This window comes from Variovorax sp. SG517, from assembly GCF_013376045.1.
Classification (GTDB): Bacteria; Pseudomonadota; Gammaproteobacteria; order Burkholderiales; family Burkholderiaceae_C; genus Variovorax.
Genome location: NZ_JABMJG010000006.1, coordinates 145,799 through 165,479, shown reverse-complemented (window position 1 = coordinate 165,479; position 19,681 = coordinate 145,799). Strand labels below are relative to the sequence as shown.

Below are 19,681 nucleotides of genomic sequence, written 5' to 3'. Positions count from 1 at the left end.
CGTGGCGTAGGAATCAGTTGGGACGAATCTGCTGTGGCGCGCCGCGCTGCCTGAGCACCCGTGTCGCAAATGCGGAAGGAGATGCGGCGTCTTCTGTCGACGCGCCGGGCATCGCGATGGCCGTTGCGGTGCCTCCATGCTCCTGGTGCGCCAGCAGGGCCCGAACCCGGCCGACAAGCGCGGATCGGTTGGCGACGCGCAGCTTCTTGAAGGCGTTGCCCAGATGGAAGCGGACCGTCGGATACTCCAGGCCGAGCCGGCTCTGGATCTCCTTGTCGGGACAGCCGCAACTGACCAGCCACGCCACTTCGGCCTCGCGCTTGCTCAGGCGTCCTTCGCGCTGCAGCGTTGCCTCGGCGGATTCACCTTCCTCGATGGCGGGCGCGGATTCCTTCCAGCCCAGCCGTGAAAGCGCGGCGGTGATGGCCGGCTCGACGAGATTCAGGATCTCGATCTCGCCCGTATCGAAATTGCCCCGCTCCCGATTGCGCCAGATGCGAACGTCCCCTACGCATCGCTCGCGCTCGTAGAAATACACGTTCACTCCCCAGTACATGCGGTCGCGACGAAGGAAGTCGTTGAAGAACTCCGTGCGCGACAGGTCGGTCTGGCAGAGCACCTGCGTTGCCAGGGTGGGCTTGCGGCGCTGCATCATGGGGTAGGTCAGCGGGTCCACGAAGCGGAAGTAATCGTCCCAGGAACGCAGGTTCTCCTCGGACATGTTGAGCGCGGTCGTGCGGCCAAAGCGCTGCCTTTCGCCGTCCCACACCATCGACACGTAGGTGTCCGCACGAAGGAGGTCGAGCATGGGCAGCGCCATGCGCTCGCGCAGCTCGTCGCCGTCGGTCGCGTTCGCGACCAGGCGCATGAGGTCCGAAAGGGCCCTGGTCTGAATGGTGGAGAGGTGCATGGTCGATTCCAAGCAAGCTTCATGCGCGGGGCGCCAATGCTAGGCACTGCTGTGGTTTGCGCCAGTCGGGTCTGACCCTAGGCCGCCGCCCGGTGAGCGGCCCCTAACGATTTCTATAGGTCCCCGGCAAAACGCCGCTGCGTACATTGAATCGTCACCAAACGCTGAACGAGCCATGCACGCGATCGACCTTCCTCTCTCTGCCATTCGCAAGCTCCTCGATGGAGCATCCGTTTCAAGTCTGGACCTGGCCGAGGCCTGCATCGCGCGGTCGCAAGCCTATAGCGATCTCAACGTCTGGGTCAGCTTCGATCCCGAGGCGTTGCGGAAAGAAGCGCGTGATGCGGACAGCCGTCTGGCCGCCGGCGAGCGCCTCCCCTTGCTCGGCATTCCCATCGCCTTGAAGGACAACATCGAGGCGGCCGGCATGGCCTGCGGGGCCGGTACGGCGTCATTGAACGGGAAGCTGCCCCAGGCGGATGCGGAGTTGGTTGCCCGCCTTCGGGCCGCAGGAGCCGTGATCGCGGGCAAGGTGGGCATGCACGAGCTGGCGTTCGGTATCACCACCAACAACGCGGTCACCGGTGCTGTCAGAAACCCCTGGGACCGCACCAGGATCCCCGGGGGCAGCAGCGGAGGTTCGGGCGCCGTGGTCGGCGCGCGCATCGTCCCCGCCTCCGTCGGAACGGACACCGGCGGTTCGGTCCGCGTGCCTGCGGCTCTCTGCGGGGTCAGCGGCTTTCGGCCGACGGTCGGGCGCGTGTCGGCACAGGGCATCGCACCAATTTCGCTCACTCGCGACACCCCAGGGCCGCTGGCCTACACCATGGCGGACTGCGCGCTTCTCGATGAGGTGATGACAGGCGCCAAGGACGGCCAGATGAAGGTGGCGCTCCAGGGGCTGCGCCTTGGTGTCCCGAGGCGTCCGTTCTGGAATGACCTGGAGCCCGCACTCGAACAGGTGGCTGAATCCGCGCTTCAGACGCTGCGGCAGGCCGGTGCCGAACTCGTGGATATCGACATGTCCGCCCTGAGCGAGCTCAATGCCGGTGTCGGCTTCCCGGTGGCGCTCTTCGAGTTCTTGCGCGACATGCGGAGATATCTCGAGGAGCGCGGGCGCGGCGTGACGCTTGAGGAGCTGATCGCAGCCGTGGGCAGTCCGGACGTGCGCGGTGCCGTCGGCACGCTCCTGACCGGCGGAGGCATCCCCGAGGATGTCTATGAGAGCGCTCTCCAGGCGAGGGCGCGGATGCAGGCGCTCTACGCGCAGACATTCGAATCGCACCGCGTCGAAGCGCTGGTCTTCCCCACCACGCCGCGGGTCGCTGCCCGCATCGGTGAAGACGAAACGGTCGACCTGAACGGCACGCAGCAGCCCACCTTCGGGACATTCATTCGCAACACGGACCCCGGCAGCAATGCATCGTTGCCCGGCGCGACCATCCCGCTGGGCCTCGCGAACAACCTGCCGGTGGGCCTCGCGCTCGACGGCCCCATCGATTCCGACCGCCGGCTTCTGGCAATTGCCGAAGCCGTCCAGTCAGCGCTTCCGCCTGCCCCTCAACTCACAACTCCCAACTGAAATCCCGAAGGAGCATTCCATGGATCGTCGTCATTTCCTGCAAGCAACGCTGGCCGCAGGGGCAGCTTCCGCACTGCCCACGGCCTTCGCGGCCGACCCGCTCAAGGTGGCCGTGATGATTCCCCAGAGCGGTCCCGGGGGCTTGTTCGGTCCGTCGTGCAAGGCGTGCGCCGAGATGGCCGCCACGGCCTTGAACGCGCGAGGCGGTGTGCTGGGCCGCAAGGTCGAACTCCTGTACGGAGATGCGGGTCTTGCGCCTGCGGAAGCAGGCCAGGCCGCGCTGAAGCTCTGGAAGGGCCAGAAGGCGGGTGCCGTCATCGGAATGCACGACAGCGCGGTGCGCGGTGCGCTCGTGGGTTTGTTCAAGGGCCAGGTGCCGTACCTGTACACGCCCGTCTACGAAGGCGGGGAGTGTGCAAAGGGTACCTACGTCAAGGGCGAGACGCCGCAGCAGCAGCTGGAGCCTGTCATTCCATGGCTGGCGGCCGAACGCAAGCCGACCAAGTGGTACATGATCGGCAACGACTACATCTGGGGTCGGAACACCAATGCCACCGCCAGGGCCTACATCGAGAAAACCGGCGCCAAGGTGGTCGGGGACGAGTACCTTCCCTTCACCGTCGACAACTTCGATGCGAGCCTCGCGCGCATCCGCGACAGCGGCGCAGACGCCGTGCTCGTGTCGCTTGTCGGCGGCGCTTCGGTGACCTTCAACAAGTCGTTCGCGAGCTTCGGTCTTTCGGACAAGGCGATCCGCCTGGGAACGCTGATCGAGGAGAACACCCTCGCGGGCATCGGCTTCGCCAACGCGCGCAACCTCTATTCGAGCTCCGGCTACTTCGCGAACATCGACACGCCCGCGGCGAAGGCCTTCGCTGCGGACTATGCCAAGGCCAACGGCGCTAACGCCCCGGCATTGAACGGCCTGGCCGAATCGACCTACGAAGGCTTCCTGATGCTCGAAGCGCTCGCTAAGAAGGCCGGCAGCCTGGACCCGGCCAAGCTCGATGCCGCCTCCGAAGGAACGACCTACGACGGCCCGAGAGGCGCGGTGACCGTCAAGGCGCGCCACGTGGAGCAGGACATCTACGTCGCCGACGTCACGGACAAGGGCTTCCGCGTGGTGAAGACCTTCCCGAAGGTCGGCGCGGGCCAGACGTGCAAGGTCTGACCATGCTCGACGGCAACATCCTGCTGCACGGCCTGAACCTGGCCTACGAGCTGGCCACGCTCGCGCTCACCACCTTGGGCCTGGCGATCGTCTTCGGCCTGCTCGGCGTCATGAACATGGCGCACGGGGAGTTCGTGATGCTCGGGACCTATTCGGTCGTGACGGTGCAGAAGCTGGGGCTGCCGCCGGTGGCCGCGGTTCCCCTGGCGGTGGTGGTCTGTGGCGCGCTCGGGTACGTGGTGGAGCGCTGGCTCATCCGGCCGCTCTATTCACGGCCTTTCGATACGCTGCTCGCGACCTGGGCGCTGGCCATGCTCCTAAGAAAGCTCGTCGAAGCTGTCTTCGGCAGGGAGTACCGGAACGTCGAATCGACGCTGACCGAGCCGATGATGGTCTTCGGCTCGCAGTACCCGGCCTATCGCTTGGCGCTGATCGTTCTGGCACTCGTCGTGATGGCGGGGCTCTTCCTTTGGTATCGGCGCAGTGCGGCCGGGCTTCGAGTGCGCGCCATGACGGCGAATCCCGTTCTTGCGCAAGCGCTGGGTATCAATACCCGGCGGCTCGCTTCGCAGGCGTTCGTCATCGGGGTCGTGTTCGCCGGGCTGTCCGGCGTGCTCCTTGCGCCGCTGATCCGCATCGAACCGGGCATCGGTGTCGACTACCTCCTGGACGCCTTCTTCGTGCTGGTCGTGGGTGGCCTCGGAACCTTGGGCGGCATGTTCGGCGGCGTCGGAATCATCGGCGGCTCGCAGGCAATCATCAGCAGCGTGGCGGGCCAGACCAGCGGCTACGCGGTCGTGCTGATGCTCTCAATCCTCTTTTTGTGGCTCAAGCCCAATGGCCTTTTTTCGCGACGCTAAATCGGCGGCCTTCCTGGCCGTGGTTCTGGTTGTGCTGCCGTTCGCGTCCAGCGAGTTCGTGGCGTACCAGATCGCCCTGTTCCTGATCTACGGGATCGCTGCGCAGGGCGTGGCCCTCTGCTGGGGGCGCCTCGGGTTCCTGCCCCTGGGGCACGCGCTCTTCTTCGGGCTGGGTGCCTACCTCTTCGGCGGGATGCTCAAGGGCGCGGAGTCGATCCCCGCCCTGTATCTGGCGCTGCCGCTCGCGGTGGTGGCGCCGGCCTTGCTCGCCTATGTCATCGCGCGCCTGGTCTTCGCCAGAAGCTCGCGCAGCGGGCCTTACTTCTCGCTCATCACCCTTGCGCTGACGATGCTGGGCTTCCTGGCGGCACAGCAATGGAGCGGGCTCACCGGCGGCTTCAACGGCATGTCGAACATTCCCGACATTCCCGGCACCTCCCGCTACGAGACCTTGTACTGGCTCGTGGCGGCAGTCGCGGTCATCACGACGCTCGTTCTCGCGATGCTGGCGGCCCGCCCCATCGGAGTGATCTGGGAAGCGGTGGCGCAGAACGAGGAGCGGCTTCAGCTGCTCGGGTATGCAACAGACCGCGTCAAGGCGAACGCCTATGCGTTCTCCGCCTTGCTCGCCGCGGCGGCAGGTGCCTTGTTCTCCGCGCACCAGGGCATCGTGACTCCGCAGGTGATGAGCTTCATCCTCTCGACCGAGTTCGTGATCTGGGCCGCCGTCGGAGGCAAGGGGAGCTCGCTGGGACCGTTGCTCGGTGCCACCGTGGTCGGCTACGCGTCTGCCGAGCTTCGGGAGCAGTTCCTCTACTGGGAAGTCGCCGTGGCGGCGCTCTTCATCGTCGTGGTGCTGTTCCTGCCGAACGGGGTCGCCGGTCTGCTGAAGCGCCGGGCCGACCCGCGCCGCAGCGCGGACTCGCCCGCCCCCGCCGGGCAGGAGGCGGCCACGTCCACGGCGCCCGTCTCCTTGACCCTCGACGGGGTGAAGACGGCCCAGTCGGGCGTGACGATCCTCGACGGGCTTTCCCTGGCCCTCAGCGGGCCCGGTATCCGATGCGTCATCGGTCCCAACGGCGCGGGCAAGACCTCTTCGTTCAACGTCATCACGGGTCGGCTCCCGCTGCTCGGCGGTGGCGTCACGCTCAATGGCCACGATATCGGCGGGTTGTCCGCATGGCGCGTGGCGCGCAAGGGCATCGGACGCAAGATGCAGGTGCCATCAGTCTTTCCCGACCTCACGGTGCGCGAGAACCTGGGGCTGGCCGTCTGGGCTGGACGTGCATCTGCCGTCGACACGCTGAAGCAGGCACCCCTGGGATGGCACACCAGGCTCCTCGCCGACATCCTGCAAGAGTTTCCCGCCCTCGCGTCGCAACTCGATGCTCCGGCCGGCACGCTGGCGCAAGGACATCGGCAAGCGCTGGAACTAGCGATGACGCTTCTACCCGAGCCGAAGCTGGTGTTGCTGGACGAGCCCTGCGCGGGCCTGTCGCCCGGCGAGACCCATCAGATGATCGATGCCATCAAGACCCTGGTGAGCCAGATCGGTGCGGCTGCGCTGCTGATCGAGCACGACATCACGGCGGTGGATGCCATGGGTGGCGACGTGTATGTGCTGCACCAGGGGCGTCTTCTCGACAAGGGCTCGCTCGCGGACATCCAGGCCAGCGCGGCGGTGCGGGCGGTGTATGCGGGAGGTCGCAAATGACTCTGGTCTTCAATGAATTGGTATGCGGCTATGGCGACACCGTCGTGGTCCGTGGAGTGTCTGGAGAAGTCCAGCCCGGTCATGCGCTCGCCATCGTGGGGCGAAACGGTGTCGGCAAGAGCACGCTGATGAAGGCCCTGGCTGGCCAGTTGCCGCTCACGAGCGGCGACATCGACTGGAACGGCCAGGCGCTCAGCGACCGGCCGCTGCACGCCCGGCTCGGCCTGGGAATCGCATTCGCGCCGCAGGAGAACGTCGTGTTCGGCGAGCTGACGGTGGCGGACAACCTGTGGCTGCACCTCGACGACCGCAAGGCCGAACGGTACGAGGAGGTCTTCCAGCACTTTCCGCTGCTCCAGCGCCGGCTTACCCAGCGGGCGGGGTCGCTCAGCGGCGGCGAGCGCAAGCTGTTGTCCTTCGCGCGGACCATGGGGCTGAAGGCCAGGCTCGCCATGCTCGACGAGCCTACCGAGGGCGTTCAGCCGGAAAACATCGACCGGATGGCCTCGATGATCAATCGCAGGAAGGCCGCCGGCGATTCATTCATCATCGTCGAGCAGAACCTGGAGTTCGTGGCGGCCTTTGCCGACTCGGTCCTGGTGCTGGATCACGGAGAGGTCGTCTTGCAGGGCAGCTTCGCCGCCCTGGGCCGCGAGCGAATCGAGCAGCACATGGTCGTGTGAGCGTCATTGCTCGAGGCGTGCCTCATGTTGCCTCACGTTGCTTCACGCTGCCGTCAGCGCGCGAAGCTCCTCGAGCAGCTTGACTGAAGGGCCCGGCAGCATGCCGGCGCGCCTGCGAAAGGCGGTCAGGATTCTCCTGTCGCTCGCGCCCGGAATGTCGAGGGCATCGATCAGCCCGGCCTTTCGCTCGGCGTCGTACATCGGCGCCGGCATCCACCCAAGAAAGCCCGAGTGGCCGATCAGGCTCTTGAGCGCCATGACCGAGCGCGTCTCGACGACCACGTTGGGCAGCGCCAGGTTCTGCCGCGCAAACACGCTCTTCATGTGCTCGAACGGGCCCGTTCCCTTCGGCAGGATCGCCCAGCGCTCGCCCAGGGTGTCCGACAGCTTCAGCTTGCGCTTCCTGCGCAGCGGGTGGTGGCGGCCAGCGACGACGTAGCTGGTGTCTTCCCATCTGCAGTCCTTCACGGCGACGATCTCGGCCGTGTCATCGGTCTCGACCCCTAGTGCCAGGTCGATCTCGTGCGAGACGAGCGCATCCGCCAGCCGGTCCCAGACGCCTTCGATGATCTGGACCTGGAGGTTGGGCCACTTGCTGCAGGTCTGCCCGATGGCCGAAGGAAGCACGAGGCAGGCGATGCTGCCGACCGCGCCGACGCGGATCGTGCCCTTCGCCAGCCCGAGCATGGCCTTGATGTTCTCGCTCGCGTGCTCCGATTCGCGCTGCAGCAGCAGCGCATGCGGCTGCAGCGCGCGGCCCACGTCGGTGAGCTGCATTCCCTTCGAATGGCGCTCGAACAGCGGCGCCCCGGCCTGTTCTTCCAGCCTGCGGATCGTGCGGCTCAGCGCGGGCTGGGTGATGTTGAGCGCGTCGGCCGCTCGCCCGAGGCTTCCCGACGAAACGATGGCGTTGAAGGCGACGAGTTGCTGCAGATCGAAAGTCATGCCAAACGGTAATGACTTTTTCTCGAAAAGGCAATTTTCAAGATGAGGGCGTGATTCCACACTCCCGCCATCGAGACAGCATTGCGAGTTCGCGGTGCACAGCAGGAAGAAACACGCAATGACCGGATCCGCACCGCACGCCGCTGCCGCGACGCCCGCAAACCCCGCCGCCGCCGGCAGCATCACCGTTCGCGAGGCCGTGTTCGACCTGATGCGCCGCTTCGGAATGACCTCCGTGTTCGCGAATCCGGGATCGACCGAGCTCCCGATGTTCCGCGACTTCCCGAGCGATTTCCGCTACGTCCTTGGCCTGCAGGAGGCCTGCGTGGTCGGCATGGCGGACGGCTACGCGCAGGCGACCCGGAACGCTTCGTTCGTGAATCTCCATTCGGCTGCAGGCGTGGGCAACGCCATGGGCAACATCTTCACCGCCTTCAAGAACCGCACGCCGATGGTGATCACCGCCGGGCAGCAGGCGCGTTCGATTCTTCCGTTCGACCCGTTCCTGTCTTCGGCCCAGGCCACCGAGCTGCCGAAGCCCTACGTCAAATGGAGCATCGAGCCGGCCCGCGCCCAGGACGTGCCGCTCGCGATTGCCCGGGCCTACTACCTGGCCATGATGCCGCCTTGCGGTCCGGTGCTGGTGTCGGTGCCCGTGGACGACTGGGACCAATACACCGAGCTGGTCCCGACCCGGGCCGTGAGCACTCGGACCCGTCCGGAGCCCGAGCTCATTGGCCGGATCTCGGCCGCAATGGAGGCAAGCGAGCGCCCGGCATTCGTGGTGGGCGCCGCCGCTGACCGGGACGGCGCGTGGAACGAAGTCGTCGCGCTGGCGGAGGCCCACAACGCCCGCGTGTGGGTCGCGCCGATGTCCGGACGCTGCAGCTTTCCGGAAGACCATCGCCTGTTCGCCGGCTTCCTTCCGGCCATGCGCGAGCGCATCGTCGAACTGCTCGAGGGGCACGATCTCATCCTTGCCATCGGCGCGCCGGCCTTCGCCTATCACGTTGAAGGCGCGGGCCCTCATGTGCCTGCCGGCGCAGCGCTGTGCCAGCTGACCGAGGATCCCGATACTGCGGCCTGGGCGCCCGTCGGCATCTCGGCCGTCGGAAGCATCCGGCTGGGATTGCTGGACCTGCTCGCCGTGCCGCCGAAGAAGACCCGTCCACTTCCCCCCGCGAGAAAGGCCGCACCGCGTGCGGAGCCGACGCCGCTGATGTCGGTCGCCTACGCGCTGCAGACGCTCGCGGAGGCAAAGAAGCCGGAACACATCGTGGTCGAAGAGGCGCCGAGCGCACGGCCCGTGATGCAGGCCCACCTGCCCTTCACTCGCAGCGAGACCTTCTACACGATGGACAGCGGCGGCCTCGGCTACGGCATGCCCGCGTCCGTGGGCGTTGCCTTGGGCAAGCCCGGCAGCCGGATCATCTGCCTGATCGGCGACGGATCGAGCATGTACTCCATCCAGGCGCTCTGGAGCGCGGCGCAGAACAGGCTGCCGATCACCTTCGTGATCCTGAACAACCGGCGATACGCCGCCCTGCAGGATTTCGCACCGGTATTCGGCTTCTCGCCCACCGACGTCGTGCAGGGCACCGAGCTGCCCGACCTCGACTTCCAGTCGCTGGCCAAGGGAATGGGATGCGCCGCAGTGCGCGTGACCGACCCGGCCGATCTGCGCAAGGCACTGGACGAGGCCCTGGCCAGCGACGCGCCGGCCGTCGTGGAGGTGCGGGTCGCCTGACCCTGCCGACCGTTCCCGCGTCCAAGGGCGGGAGGAATTCTTTCAAACCATCCTACGGAGACAAGCCGATGAAGATTTCGATGTTGATCAATGGCGAGCGCACGGACGCCCGCGACGGCGCAACCTTTGAGCGGCGCAACCCACTGGACGGCAGCGTGGCGACGACCGCACCCGCCGCGACGACGCAGGACGCCATTGCTGCGGTGGATGCCGCGGCCGAGGCCTTCAAGACCTGGTCGACCACCGGCCCCAGCGAACGCCGGGCGCTGCTCATGAAGGCTTCGCATGCGCTGGAAGCCAAGGCGGAGGCCTTCGCCGCGGCCGTCGCCGCCGAAACCGGCGCATCGGTCATCTGGGCGGGATTCAATGTCCACCTCGCGGCAGGCATGCTGCTGGAGGCCGCATCGCTCACCACCCAGATCAGCGGCGAGGTCATCCCCTCGGATGTGCCGGGCAACCTGGCCATGGCCGTACGGCAGCCCGCGGGCGTCGTTCTCGGCATCGCTCCCTGGAACGCGCCGGTGATCCTGGCCGTGCGTGCCATCGCGACGCCTCTGGCCTGCGGCAACACGGTCGTACTCAAGGGCAGCGAGATCTGTCCCGCCACGCATGGCCTGATCATCGAGGCGCTGCAGGAGGCCGGGCTTCCCAAGGGCGTGGTGAACTTCGTGACGAACGCGCCTGCGGACGCCGCCGCCGTCGTCGAAGCGATGGTGGCGCACCCGGCGGTCCGACGCGTCAACTTCACGGGCTCGACCCACGTCGGCAAGCTCATCGCAGCCACCTGCGCCAAGTACCTCAAGCCCGTCGTGCTCGAACTCGGCGGCAAGGCCCCGCTGGTCATCCTGGACGACGCCGACGTCGATGCAGCCGTCAACGCGGCGGTGTTCGGTGCATTCGCCAACTCCGGGCAGATCTGCATGTCGACCGAACGCATCGTCGTCGACGAGAGCATCGCCGACGAGTTCGTCTCCAAGCTCGGCGCGCGGGCTGCGAGCCTGCCGCTCGGCGATCCGCGGCAGGGGCCCGTGGTGCTCGGTTCGGTGGTGGACATGAGCACGGTCAACCGCTGCAACGAACTGATCGACGACGCGATTGCCAAGGGCGCCAAGCTCGTCATCGGCGGCAAGGCGAAGGACACGCTGATGCCCGCGACGCTGCTCGATCACGTCACCCCGGAAATGCGCATCTTCCGGGAAGAGGCTTTCGGACCCGTGAAGGGCATCGTTCGGGTCCGCGGGGTGGAAGCGGCGGTTGCCTGCGCCAACGACAACGAGTACGGCCTCGCAGCCGCGGTGTTCGGCCGCGACGTGGCGCGCGCCATCCAGGTGGCGGGGCGCATCGAGTCGGGCATCTGCCATGTGAACGGTCCCACCGTCCACGACGAAGCACAGATGCCGTTCGGCGGCGTGAAGGGCAGCGGCATCGGCCGCTTCGGCGGCAAGGCCGGCGTGGAAGCCTTCACCGAGCTGCGCTGGCTGACGGTGCAGACCACGCCGCGCCAATACCCCTTCTAAGGGAACGCACGAGCGCACCGGCTTCCTTGTCGGGCGCTCTGTCACTTTCGGCGAGGCGCCGAGATGGACGAGCCGAGGCATGCGGCGGCAAAGCTGCTGCATCTGATTCTTAAAAAACTGGAGACAAGAAATGAAGTTTTGCTCGATGGGCCGCCGGCTTCTCGCCTGCACCCTGATCACCCTGGCCGCCGCGCCTGTCGTGGCGCTCGCACAGGATCAAAAGCCGATCGAATGGGTCGTCGGCTATGCCGCCGGCGGCGGCTCCGACACCGTGGCAAGAACGATCGCCGATGAGATGGGCAAGTCGTTGAAGCGCACGATCATCGTGAACAACAAGCCCGGTGCGGCAACGAACATCGCCGCCGACTACGTGGCGAAATCGAAGGACTACGGGAACATCATGTTCACCGCCGACTTCGCGACGCTGGCGGCCAACCCGGCACTGTTCGCCAAGCTGCCGTACGACGCGGAGAAGGACTTCGTGCCGGTGGGCATGCTCGCAAGATTCCCGCTCCTGCTGGTCGTTCATCCGAGCAACCCCGCGAACAACCTGAAGGAGTTCATCGCGTGGGTCAAGGCCAACCCCAACGGTGCGAACTTCGCATCGGCGGGAGCCGGCAGTCCCCAGCACCTGGCCGCGGAACTGTTCAAGGAACGCACCGGTCTCGCGTTGCAGCACGTGGCCTATCGCGGCGGCGCACCGGCGGTCATCGATCTCGTGGGAGGCCAGATTCCGTTCGCGCTCATGGACAGCGCCACGGTCCAGCAGTACGTGGTGTCGGGCAAGCTCAAGGCGCTCGGCGTCGCCAGCAAGGAACGCCTGAAGAACTTCCCCGACGTTCCCATGCTCTCGGAGCAGGGCCTGACCGGCTTCGATGCATCCGCCTGGCAGGGGCTGGTCGTTCCCAAGGGAACCCCGCCCGAGACCGTCGCCGCACTGAACAAGACGCTGCAAGCCGCGCTCGCCTCCACGCCGGTGAAGGCGCGGCTGGAAACCCTGTCGCTCGAAGCACTGCCGGGCACGCCGCAGCAGATGACTTCCTATGTGCAAGCGGAACGCGAGCGATGGGGCGCGCTGATCCGCAAGAACCAGATCCGTCTCGACTGAAGGTCCACGTCATGAAAACGCAAGTCGCCATCATCGGCGCAGGCCCCGCGGGGCTGATGCTCTCGCAGATCCTCCACCTCCAGGGCATCGAGTCGATCGTCCTGGAAACGCGCAGCCGCGAAGCGATCGAAGCCACGATCCGCGCCGGCGTGCTGGAACAGGGGACCGTCGATCTCATGAAGGAGATCGGTGCGGGCGCCCGCATGGAACGCGAGGGCTTCCGGCATGAAGGAACGATCCTGCGTTTCGACGGCATCGACCGCCGCATCGATTTTCCGGAGCTGACGGGCGGCAAGGCCGTGATGGTCTATGCGCAGCACGAGGTCATCAAGGATCTGGTGGAGGTTCGCCTGGCATCGGGCGGCGACATCCGGTTCGAGGTGTCGGACGTGAGCCTGCACGGCCTGGACACCACCTCGCCGAGCGTTCGCTTTCGGCAGCCCGGCGGCGAGCTGCAAACCATCGAGGCCGATTTCATCGCCGGCTGCGACGGCACGCAGGGCGTCAGCCGGCCCTCGATTCCCAAGGGCGTGTTGAAGGGCTTCGAGCGGCTCTATCCGTTCGGCTGGCTTGGCATCCTCTGCAAGGCACCACCTTCTTCCGACGAGCTGATCTACGCGCTGAGCGTGCGCGGCTTCGCGCTCGTCAGCACCCGTTCGCCCGAAGTGCAGCGCATGTACCTTCAGTGCGAGCCCACGGACAAGATCGAGAACTGGTCGGACGACCGCATCTGGAGCGAGCTCCGCGCCCGCCTGGCCACCCGCGAGGGCTGGGCGCCCATCGAAGGCGAGATCTTCAGCAAGACCGTCGTCGGCATGCGCAGCTTCGTGACCGAGCCGATGCAGTATGGCCGCCTGTTCCTGGCAGGGGACGCGGCGCACGTGGTGCCCCCGACCGGCGCAAAAGGTCTGAACCTCGCGGTCTCCGACGTACGGGTTCTCGCTCGTGGGTTCGGGGAGTTCTACAAGTCGGGCCGGGAAGAGCTGCTCGAACGCTACAGCGACAGCGCGCTGCGGCGCATCTGGAAAGCGCAGCGCTTTTCCTGGTGGATGACCTCGATGCTGCATCGCTTCCCGGGTGCCGACGAATTCCAGCACAAGGTGCAGATCGCGGAACTCGACTACGTCACCGGCTCGCGCGCCGCGTCGACCGCATTGGCGGAGAACTACGTCGGCCTGCCGTTCGACGAATTTGCCCATTGACCCGTGCACGACCGCTCGCCAAGAAGCGGAAGCAGAAAGAGTCGACCCACCCCTTGGCGCCAGGCAATGCCGAACGCCCGACCTGGAGACAAGACATGAACCATCACTTCCCTTCGGCGACCGCCGCCGGCTCGCGGGGGCTCTAATGAACGCCGCCGCTGCAGCCTTCAAAGGCAATGCCGACATCGGCCGGCTGCTGGACGACGGCCCCTACACGACCATGCAGAAGCTCGTGGTCTTCCTGGCCGCCCTGTCGATCGTGATGGACGGATTCGACGGCCAGCTCATCGGGTTCGCGATTCCTTCGATGATCAAGGAGTGGGGCATCACGCGCGAAGCCTTCGTTCCGGCGGTGGCGGCGGGCCTGATCGGCATGGGCATCGGAAGCGCCTGTGCGGGGCTGTTCGCCGATCGCTTCGGCCGCCGGATGGCCGTCATCGCGAGCGTCTTCCTGTTCGGCGCGGCCACCTGCGCAATCGGATTTGCGCCCGACGTGCTGACCGTGGCGGTGCTTCGATTCATTGCCGGCCTGGGCATCGGCGGTGCGCTGCCGAGCTCGACCACCGTCACGGCCGAGTTCACGCCGGCCCGCCGAAGGACGCTTGCCGTCACGGCCACGATCGTGTGCGTGCCCCTGGGCGGCATGCTGGCGGGCCTCTTCGCCGCGCAGGTGCTGCCGGCCTTCGGATGGCGCGCGCTGTTCTTCATCGGCGGTACCTTCCCGATGGCCCTGGCGGTGCTCCTGTTCTTCACGCTGCCGGAGTCGCCGCGCTTCCTGGCCCGGCATCCGGCGCGCTGGGGCGAACTGGGCAGGCTGCTCGCGCGCATGGGTCGCCCCATGGCCCGGGACGCCAGCTATACCGACGCGGCCGAGCAGGCCACCGAGAAGCGAGCAGGCTTCGGTGCGCTCTTCTCGAACGGCCTGGCGCGCGACACGCTCGCGACCTGGGCTGCCTTCTTCATGTGCCTGACGGCCGTGTACACCGCCTTCAGCTGGCTGCCGACGATGCTCGCCTCGGAGGGGCTTTCGATGAGCGTCGCCGGATCGGGACTGACGGCCTACAACCTCGGCGGCGTGATCGGCGCGCTGGCCTGCGCAGTGGCGATCTCCCGGTTCGGATCGCGCTGGCCGCTGGTCCTGTGCTGCGCAGGCGCCGCCGCGAGCGCGTTCGCCCTGCAGACCCTGAACGTCGGAAAGGACACCAGCCTGCTCATCTTCGGATTCGGCGTGCACGGCATGTTCGTGAATGCGGTGCAGTCGACCATGTACGCGCTGTGCGCATTCATGTACCCGACCAGTGTCAGGGCGACGGGCACTGCTTCCGCACTGGCATTCGGCCGCCTCGGTGCCATCCTGAGCGCCTTCGCAGGGGCCGCCGTGATCACCGCAGGTGGGGCCATGGCTTATCTGGCGTTGCTGGGCACGGCGATGTTCCTTGCCATGGTCGCACTGCTCATCGTGCGTCGGCACATTCCCGGGCGCGACGCGCTGCTGCAACGCGGTCGAGGCCAGAGCTTGCCAGGCGTCTTGCCGCCGCAAAACATTTCACAGGAGAGGTCATCATGAAAATCTCGATCGTCGGCGCAGGGGCGATGGGGTCCCTGTTCGGTGGCTTGCTTGCCGAGTCGGGCAACGAAGTCACGCTGATCGATTTGAACGACGCGCACATCGGCGCCATCCGCGCTCATGGGCTTCGGCTGGAGACCGACGGCGGTGATCGGCAGGTCGCGGCGCTCAAGGCCCTGCGGCCGGAAGAGGCTGTCGACATCCCCGATCTGCTGATGGTGTTCACCAAGACGCTGCACACCAGTGCGGCCCTGTCGGGGGTACGGCATCTGATCGGACCGGACGTGCATGTGCTCTCGCTGCAAAACGGCTTGGGCAACGTCGAGAAGATCGCCGGTTTCGTGCCGCCGGAGCGCGTGCTGATCGGCGTCACCACATGGCCCGCGGACATGGTCGGTCCTGGCCAGGTGCATTCGCACGGCAAGGGCGTCGTGCGGCTCATGGCGGCCGACGGCATCGAGCGCCCCTTCGTTTCCCAGGTGGCCGAAGTGCTCACGACGGCCGGGCTCGATTGCAGCTCGGACGGTACCGTGTGGGCGGCGATCTGGGAGAAGGTCGCCTTCAATGCCGCACTGAACAGCATCTGTGCCGTATCCGGCTGCACGGTCGACGAACTCGGCAAGGTGCCAGACGGCAGCCGCCTCGCGAACGACGTCGTCACGGAGGTGCTGTCCGTCGCGTTGCGCATGGGCATCGACGTCGATCCCGCCAAATGCCAGGGCAATGTGGCGAACGCAATCGCCCAGCACAAGGGGCACAAGCCCTCCATGCTGCAGGATGTGCTGGCAGGTCGCCGTACCGAGGTGGAGAGCATCAACGGTGCTGTCGTGGCGCTGGCCGGGCCCTTGAACATCAAGCTGCCTGTCACGGAGACCTTGCTGTCTCTCGTGCGCCTTGTGGAAGCGCGCGCCATCGCCTGACGCCGCAATCGACGCTCATGCTGCTGTTGAACATCGAAGACTATCGGCGCAAAGCCCGCGCGGTGCTGCCGCGGTTCGTCCACGACTACATCGAAGGCTCTGCCGACGATGGCCATTGCATGCGTCGAAATGCCGGCGACCTGTCGGCCATCGAGCTCACGCCGCGCGTGCTTCGCGACACCACGCAGGTCGACACCTCCATCGAGGTCTTCGGCCGGAAATGGGCGCTGCCCATCGGCATTGCGCCGACCGGGCTCAACGGTCTGGTTCGCCCGGATGGCGACCGCCTGCTGGCGGTTGCTGCCGCTGAAGCGGGCATTCCTTTTTCACTGTCCACCGCTTCCAACATGCGGCTGGAGGATGTGCGCGCGGCCGCGCCAGGCGGTGTGCAGTGGATGCAGCTGTACGTCATGCACCGCGAGATGGCGAGCCAGATCGTCGAGCGTGCCCAGAAGGGCGGCTACCAGGCGCTGGTGCTGACGGTGGACGTTCCCGTCAGCGGCAACCGCGAACTCGACCTGCGCAACGGGTTTCGCATGCCGTTCCGGCCGACGCCCCGCCTGGCCTGGGACCTGGTGAGTCACCCTCGGTGGTCGCTTCGGATGGCCCCTCGCGGCGCGCCCGACTTTGCCAACCTGACACCCTCCCGCAGCGGCGCAGGCTCGACCAGCATGCAGGCGGCGCTGCTGGCGCGCGCCATGGACCGGTCGCTCGTCTGGGAATCGCTGGCATGGCTTCGTGGAATGTGGAAGGGGCCGCTGCTTCTCAAGGGTGTGCTCCATCCGGACGATGCACGCATGGCGCTCGACCACGGCATCGACGGCCTGATCGTGTCGAACCATGGCGGCCGCCAGAACGATGCGTCGCCCTCGGCGATCTCCGCGCTGCCGCGTGTCGTGAATGCGGTCGCCGGGCGCATCCCCGTGTTCATGGACGGCGGAATCCGCCGTGGTGGCGACGTTGCGAAGGCCCTGGCCCTGGGCGCTACGGCGGTGTTCGTGGGCCGGCCCACGCTCTACGGCCTGGCGGTGGGCGGGCAGCAGGGCGCTTCAGCCGTGCTGAAGATCCTGGCCGACGAGCTGGTGCGCAACATGACCCTGCTCGGCGCCACCACGGTGCGCGATCTGCCCGCGCGCCGGTTGGCGGTCAACGCTTCAGGCGGCTGAAGCCGTCGAAGCCCCCGGGGCGATGCCGCCTGCGCGGTAGGCACGGGGCGAGAGGTCGAAGCGTTGCCGGAACGACCGGCTGAAGTGGCTCAGGTCGTTGAAGCCGTGCGCCATCGCGATCGCCGAGATGCCAAGGCCGGCGCGCGCCGGATCCTGCAGGTCGGCCGCGGCACGTTCCAGGCGCCGGCGCCAGATGTACCGGGTCAGGGATGTGTTCTCGGCTTCGAACAGCTTGTTGATGTAGCGCGGCGAGAGGTTCAAGGCGGTGCTCACCATGGCCGTGTCGAGCTCGCACACGTCGAGATGGCGCTCCACGAAGTCCCGCACGCGCATCAATGCGGTCGCCCGGTATTCGGAGAGCGGCAGCGGTGAGGCCAGGATGACCTCGTCCAGGGCGGCGGCCAGCAGTTCGGTGAAGTTCCTGACCACCTTCTCCGAGGCAGCGGGCGGCAGGAGCGAGGCCTGCTTGCTGAAGCTCACCAGGTACCCGAAAAGGATCGGGCACATCTGGCTCGATTCGCCAAAGCTGGTGGCCGTGATGCGATGGATGCTGCCGGCGCGGTGCGCGATGGCCGAGCGCGCCAGCTTGATCGTGATGATCTTGAACGTGTCGTCGAACCTGAGCGAGTAGGGCCGCTGTGCGTCGCAGACGGTGCCGTCGCCCGCCCTCAGCACCACGCTTCTTCCGTCCTGCTGCGCCATCGCCACGCCCGAGAGCACGAAATTGAAGATCAGCGACTCTTCGCTGGCACGCGATATGGCTGAAGCCTGACGCTCGACGCGGTGCGCCGAAGCCTCGATGCGGGCAATGCTCAACCCCTCAAGGCGCGATGCCTCGACGGACGCCTCGAAGGCCATTCCGCTCGCCGGCCTGCACTCGAGATCGACCAGCGCACGGCACACGACGTCCTGCCAATAGCCGAATTTGTCGTGCTGATCGAGGCCGGCAGTGGAAGCGAGGATCGAGGTCGAGGTGACGGTGGAGGTCGACATGGCGGCCCGCCTTGGGGCTGACGTTGCACTTGCTCGGTGCCCGGGTAGCGCAGGCCCGGTGCATGAGTCCGGATGTCCGGAGTTTGAGGGAAATCACGCAAGGTTGATGCCAAGGAAACCCTAGGTCGCGCCACTGTGACGCGCGTGTTTCGGTCCCTGGGCAGGGCCGTTCCAGTCAACTTTTCCGGCCGTGCCAGCAAAGTCGCGAATGCCGGAAAAAAGCAAAGTTCGGACAGGCCTTCGCGGAGGGCTGTAACCGCAACGGAGCGCACCTTGAAGACATTCACTTACATGCAGAACGCCAGCTACACCGGCCTCCTCGGCAACCGTCGCCAGCTGCTTCGCGGCGCGGCAGCGCTCGGCGCGGTGGCAGCGCTTGGCCAGGCCGGCAAGGTCTGGGCAGCCGACAAGGACACCATCAGGATCGGCTACATCAGCCCGAAGACGGGGCCTTTCTCTCCCTTCGCCGAGGCCGACGACTTCATCCTCGAGCAGGTGCGCAAGTCGCTCGCGGACGGCCTCACCGTCGGGGGGAAGAAATACAAGGTCGAGATCCTGGCGCGCGACGACCAGAGCAGCCCCGACCGGCAGTCCAACCTGGCGGCCGAGCTCATCAACAAGGAGAACATCGACCTGATGCTGGCGCAGGTGGCCATCGGCCCCAACGCATCGCAGCAATGCGAGCTGAACGGCGTGCCCTGCATCTCGACGGTCGGCCCGTGGCAGGCATGGATGTTCCCGCTCAAGGGCGATCCGGCCAAGGGCTTCAAGAGCGTCTTCCACTTCTTCTGGGGCCTCGAAGACATCTCCGACGTGTACCTCGACATCTGGTCGAACGTGCCGTCGAACAAGGCGGTCGGATCGGTCTTCAGCAACGACGTGCCGGGCAACGCCATGGGCGACCTGAAGCTCGGCATGCCCGGCGCCTTCGCCAAGGCAGGCTACAAGGTCGTGGACATCGGCCGGTTCCCGGTGGGCGCTGACGACTTTTCCTCCTACATCCAGGCGTTCAAGAAGGACAACGTCGAGATCGTCACCGGCCTGTTCAATCCGCCGGAGTGGGCTTCGTTCGTCAAGCAGTCCGCGCAGATGAACTTCAAGCCGAAGGTCGCGACGGTCGCCAAGGCCCTGCTTTTCCCGGGCGGGGTCGCAGCGCTCGGCCCGCGTGCCGATGGCATGTCCACGGAGATCTGGTGGACCCCTGCCTATCCGTTCAAGTCGAGCCTCACCGGCCAGACGGCCAGGCAGTTCGCCGATGCCTACACCGCCGCCACCAAGCGCGAGTGGACCCAGCCCCTGGGGGTCGTCCACGCGCTGTTCGAAGCGGGCATCCAGGCGCTCAAGGCCAGCGGCAACCCCAAGGACCCGGTCAAGGTGGCCGACGCCGTGCGCGTGATGAAACACGACACCATCATCGGCAGGCTCGACTTCACGTCGAGCGGCATCAAGAACGTCTCCAAGATGCGTGTCGTCGGCGGCCAGTGGCGAGTGAACGCGGCCGGCAAGCCCGAGCTCTTCATCACGAACAACAAGACGGCGCCGGAGATTCCCGTGCAGCGCAAGTTCGAACTCCTGAAGCTGGGCTGAGGAACTGCC

At 66.5% G+C, this 19,681-nt stretch carries 16 protein-coding genes; 13 read left to right on the top strand and 3 right to left on the bottom strand.

What is annotated here, in order from left to right:
• Nucleotides 1-13: 13 nt before the first annotated feature.
• Complete coding sequence (locus tag FHT32_RS19375; RefSeq protein WP_176666230.1) at nucleotides 14-910, bottom strand: helix-turn-helix transcriptional regulator; 897 nt, start codon at nucleotides 908-910, stop codon at nucleotides 14-16.
• Nucleotides 911-1,085: 175 nt separating this feature from the next.
• Between FHT32_RS19375 and iaaH the strand changes: the two genes are divergently transcribed.
• From iaaH to FHT32_RS19350, 5 genes are read left to right on the top strand one after another with little or no spacing between them, the layout of a single operon-like run.
• Complete coding sequence (gene iaaH, locus FHT32_RS19370; protein WP_176666229.1) at nucleotides 1,086-2,492, top strand: indoleacetamide hydrolase; 1,407 nt, start codon at nucleotides 1,086-1,088, stop codon at nucleotides 2,490-2,492.
• Nucleotides 2,493-2,511: 19 nt separating this feature from the next.
• The gene (locus tag FHT32_RS19365; protein ID WP_176666228.1) at nucleotides 2,512-3,663 is read left to right on the top strand and encodes a substrate-binding domain-containing protein; all 1,152 of its coding nucleotides are present in this window, start codon (nucleotides 2,512-2,514) and stop codon (nucleotides 3,661-3,663) included.
• 2 nt (nucleotides 3,664-3,665) lie between these two features.
• Nucleotides 3,666-4,523: a branched-chain amino acid ABC transporter permease gene (locus FHT32_RS19360; protein ID WP_176666227.1), complete on the top strand. Its 858-nt coding sequence runs from the start codon at nucleotides 3,666-3,668 to the stop codon at nucleotides 4,521-4,523.
• Nucleotides 4,501-6,237, top strand: coding sequence for an ATP-binding cassette domain-containing protein (locus tag FHT32_RS19355; protein WP_176666226.1), 1,737 nt, complete (start codon nucleotides 4,501-4,503; stop codon nucleotides 6,235-6,237). Before FHT32_RS19360 ends, FHT32_RS19355 begins: the two co-directional genes overlap by 23 nt.
• Complete coding sequence (locus tag FHT32_RS19350; protein ID WP_256099065.1) at nucleotides 6,234-6,920, top strand: ABC transporter ATP-binding protein; 687 nt, start codon at nucleotides 6,234-6,236, stop codon at nucleotides 6,918-6,920. The genes FHT32_RS19355 and FHT32_RS19350 overlap by 4 nt, the downstream gene beginning before the upstream one ends.
• A gap of 42 nt (nucleotides 6,921-6,962) precedes the next feature.
• Here the strand turns inward: FHT32_RS19350 and FHT32_RS19345 are convergent, their stop codons facing one another.
• Entirely contained in the window at nucleotides 6,963-7,865 is a 903-nt protein-coding gene (locus FHT32_RS19345) for a LysR family transcriptional regulator (RefSeq protein WP_176666225.1), read from the bottom strand.
• Nucleotides 7,866-7,983: 118 nt separating this feature from the next.
• Between FHT32_RS19345 and mdlC the strand changes: the two genes are divergently transcribed.
• The 7 genes from mdlC (at nucleotide 7,984) to FHT32_RS19310 (ending at nucleotide 17,092) form a co-directional block, all read left to right on the top strand.
• Nucleotides 7,984-9,612, top strand: coding sequence for a benzoylformate decarboxylase (gene mdlC / locus FHT32_RS19340; protein ID WP_176666224.1), 1,629 nt, complete (start codon nucleotides 7,984-7,986; stop codon nucleotides 9,610-9,612).
• Between the two features lie 68 nt (nucleotides 9,613-9,680).
• On the top strand, nucleotides 9,681-11,129 hold the full coding sequence (locus tag FHT32_RS19335; RefSeq protein WP_176666223.1) for an aldehyde dehydrogenase: 1,449 nt from the start codon (nucleotides 9,681-9,683) through the stop codon (nucleotides 11,127-11,129).
• Nucleotides 11,130-11,259: 130 nt separating this feature from the next.
• On the top strand, nucleotides 11,260-12,237 hold the full coding sequence (locus FHT32_RS19330; RefSeq protein ID WP_176666222.1) for a tripartite tricarboxylate transporter substrate binding protein: 978 nt from the start codon (nucleotides 11,260-11,262) through the stop codon (nucleotides 12,235-12,237).
• A gap of 11 nt (nucleotides 12,238-12,248) precedes the next feature.
• Entirely contained in the window at nucleotides 12,249-13,439 is a 1,191-nt protein-coding gene (gene pobA, locus FHT32_RS19325) for a 4-hydroxybenzoate 3-monooxygenase (RefSeq protein ID WP_176666221.1), read from the top strand.
• Between the two features lie 145 nt (nucleotides 13,440-13,584).
• Nucleotides 13,585-15,006, top strand: a complete 1,422-nt coding sequence (locus tag FHT32_RS19320) for an MFS transporter (RefSeq protein ID WP_176666551.1) — start codon at nucleotides 13,585-13,587, stop codon at nucleotides 15,004-15,006.
• A complete protein-coding gene (locus FHT32_RS19315; RefSeq protein WP_176666220.1) occupies nucleotides 15,003-15,926 on the top strand; it encodes a ketopantoate reductase family protein in 924 nt (307 codons plus the stop codon). Before FHT32_RS19320 ends, FHT32_RS19315 begins: the two co-directional genes overlap by 4 nt.
• A 20-nt stretch (nucleotides 15,927-15,946) precedes the next feature.
• Complete coding sequence (locus FHT32_RS19310) at nucleotides 15,947-17,092, top strand: alpha-hydroxy acid oxidase (protein ID WP_176666550.1); 1,146 nt, start codon at nucleotides 15,947-15,949, stop codon at nucleotides 17,090-17,092.
• On the opposite strand, the gene FHT32_RS19305 is transcribed toward FHT32_RS19310, so the two are convergent.
• Nucleotides 17,081-18,085: a helix-turn-helix domain-containing protein gene (locus FHT32_RS19305; protein WP_176666219.1), complete on the bottom strand. Its 1,005-nt coding sequence runs from the start codon at nucleotides 18,083-18,085 to the stop codon at nucleotides 17,081-17,083. The genes FHT32_RS19310 and FHT32_RS19305 overlap by 12 nt on opposite strands.
• Before the next feature lie 273 nt (nucleotides 18,086-18,358).
• On the opposite strand from FHT32_RS19305, the gene FHT32_RS19300 reads away from it, so the two are divergent.
• Nucleotides 18,359-19,672 (top strand): ABC transporter substrate-binding protein, encoded by a 1,314-nt coding sequence (locus tag FHT32_RS19300; protein WP_256099064.1) that lies wholly within the window; start codon nucleotides 18,359-18,361, stop codon nucleotides 19,670-19,672.
• The last annotated feature ends 9 nt before the right edge of the window (nucleotides 19,673-19,681 follow it).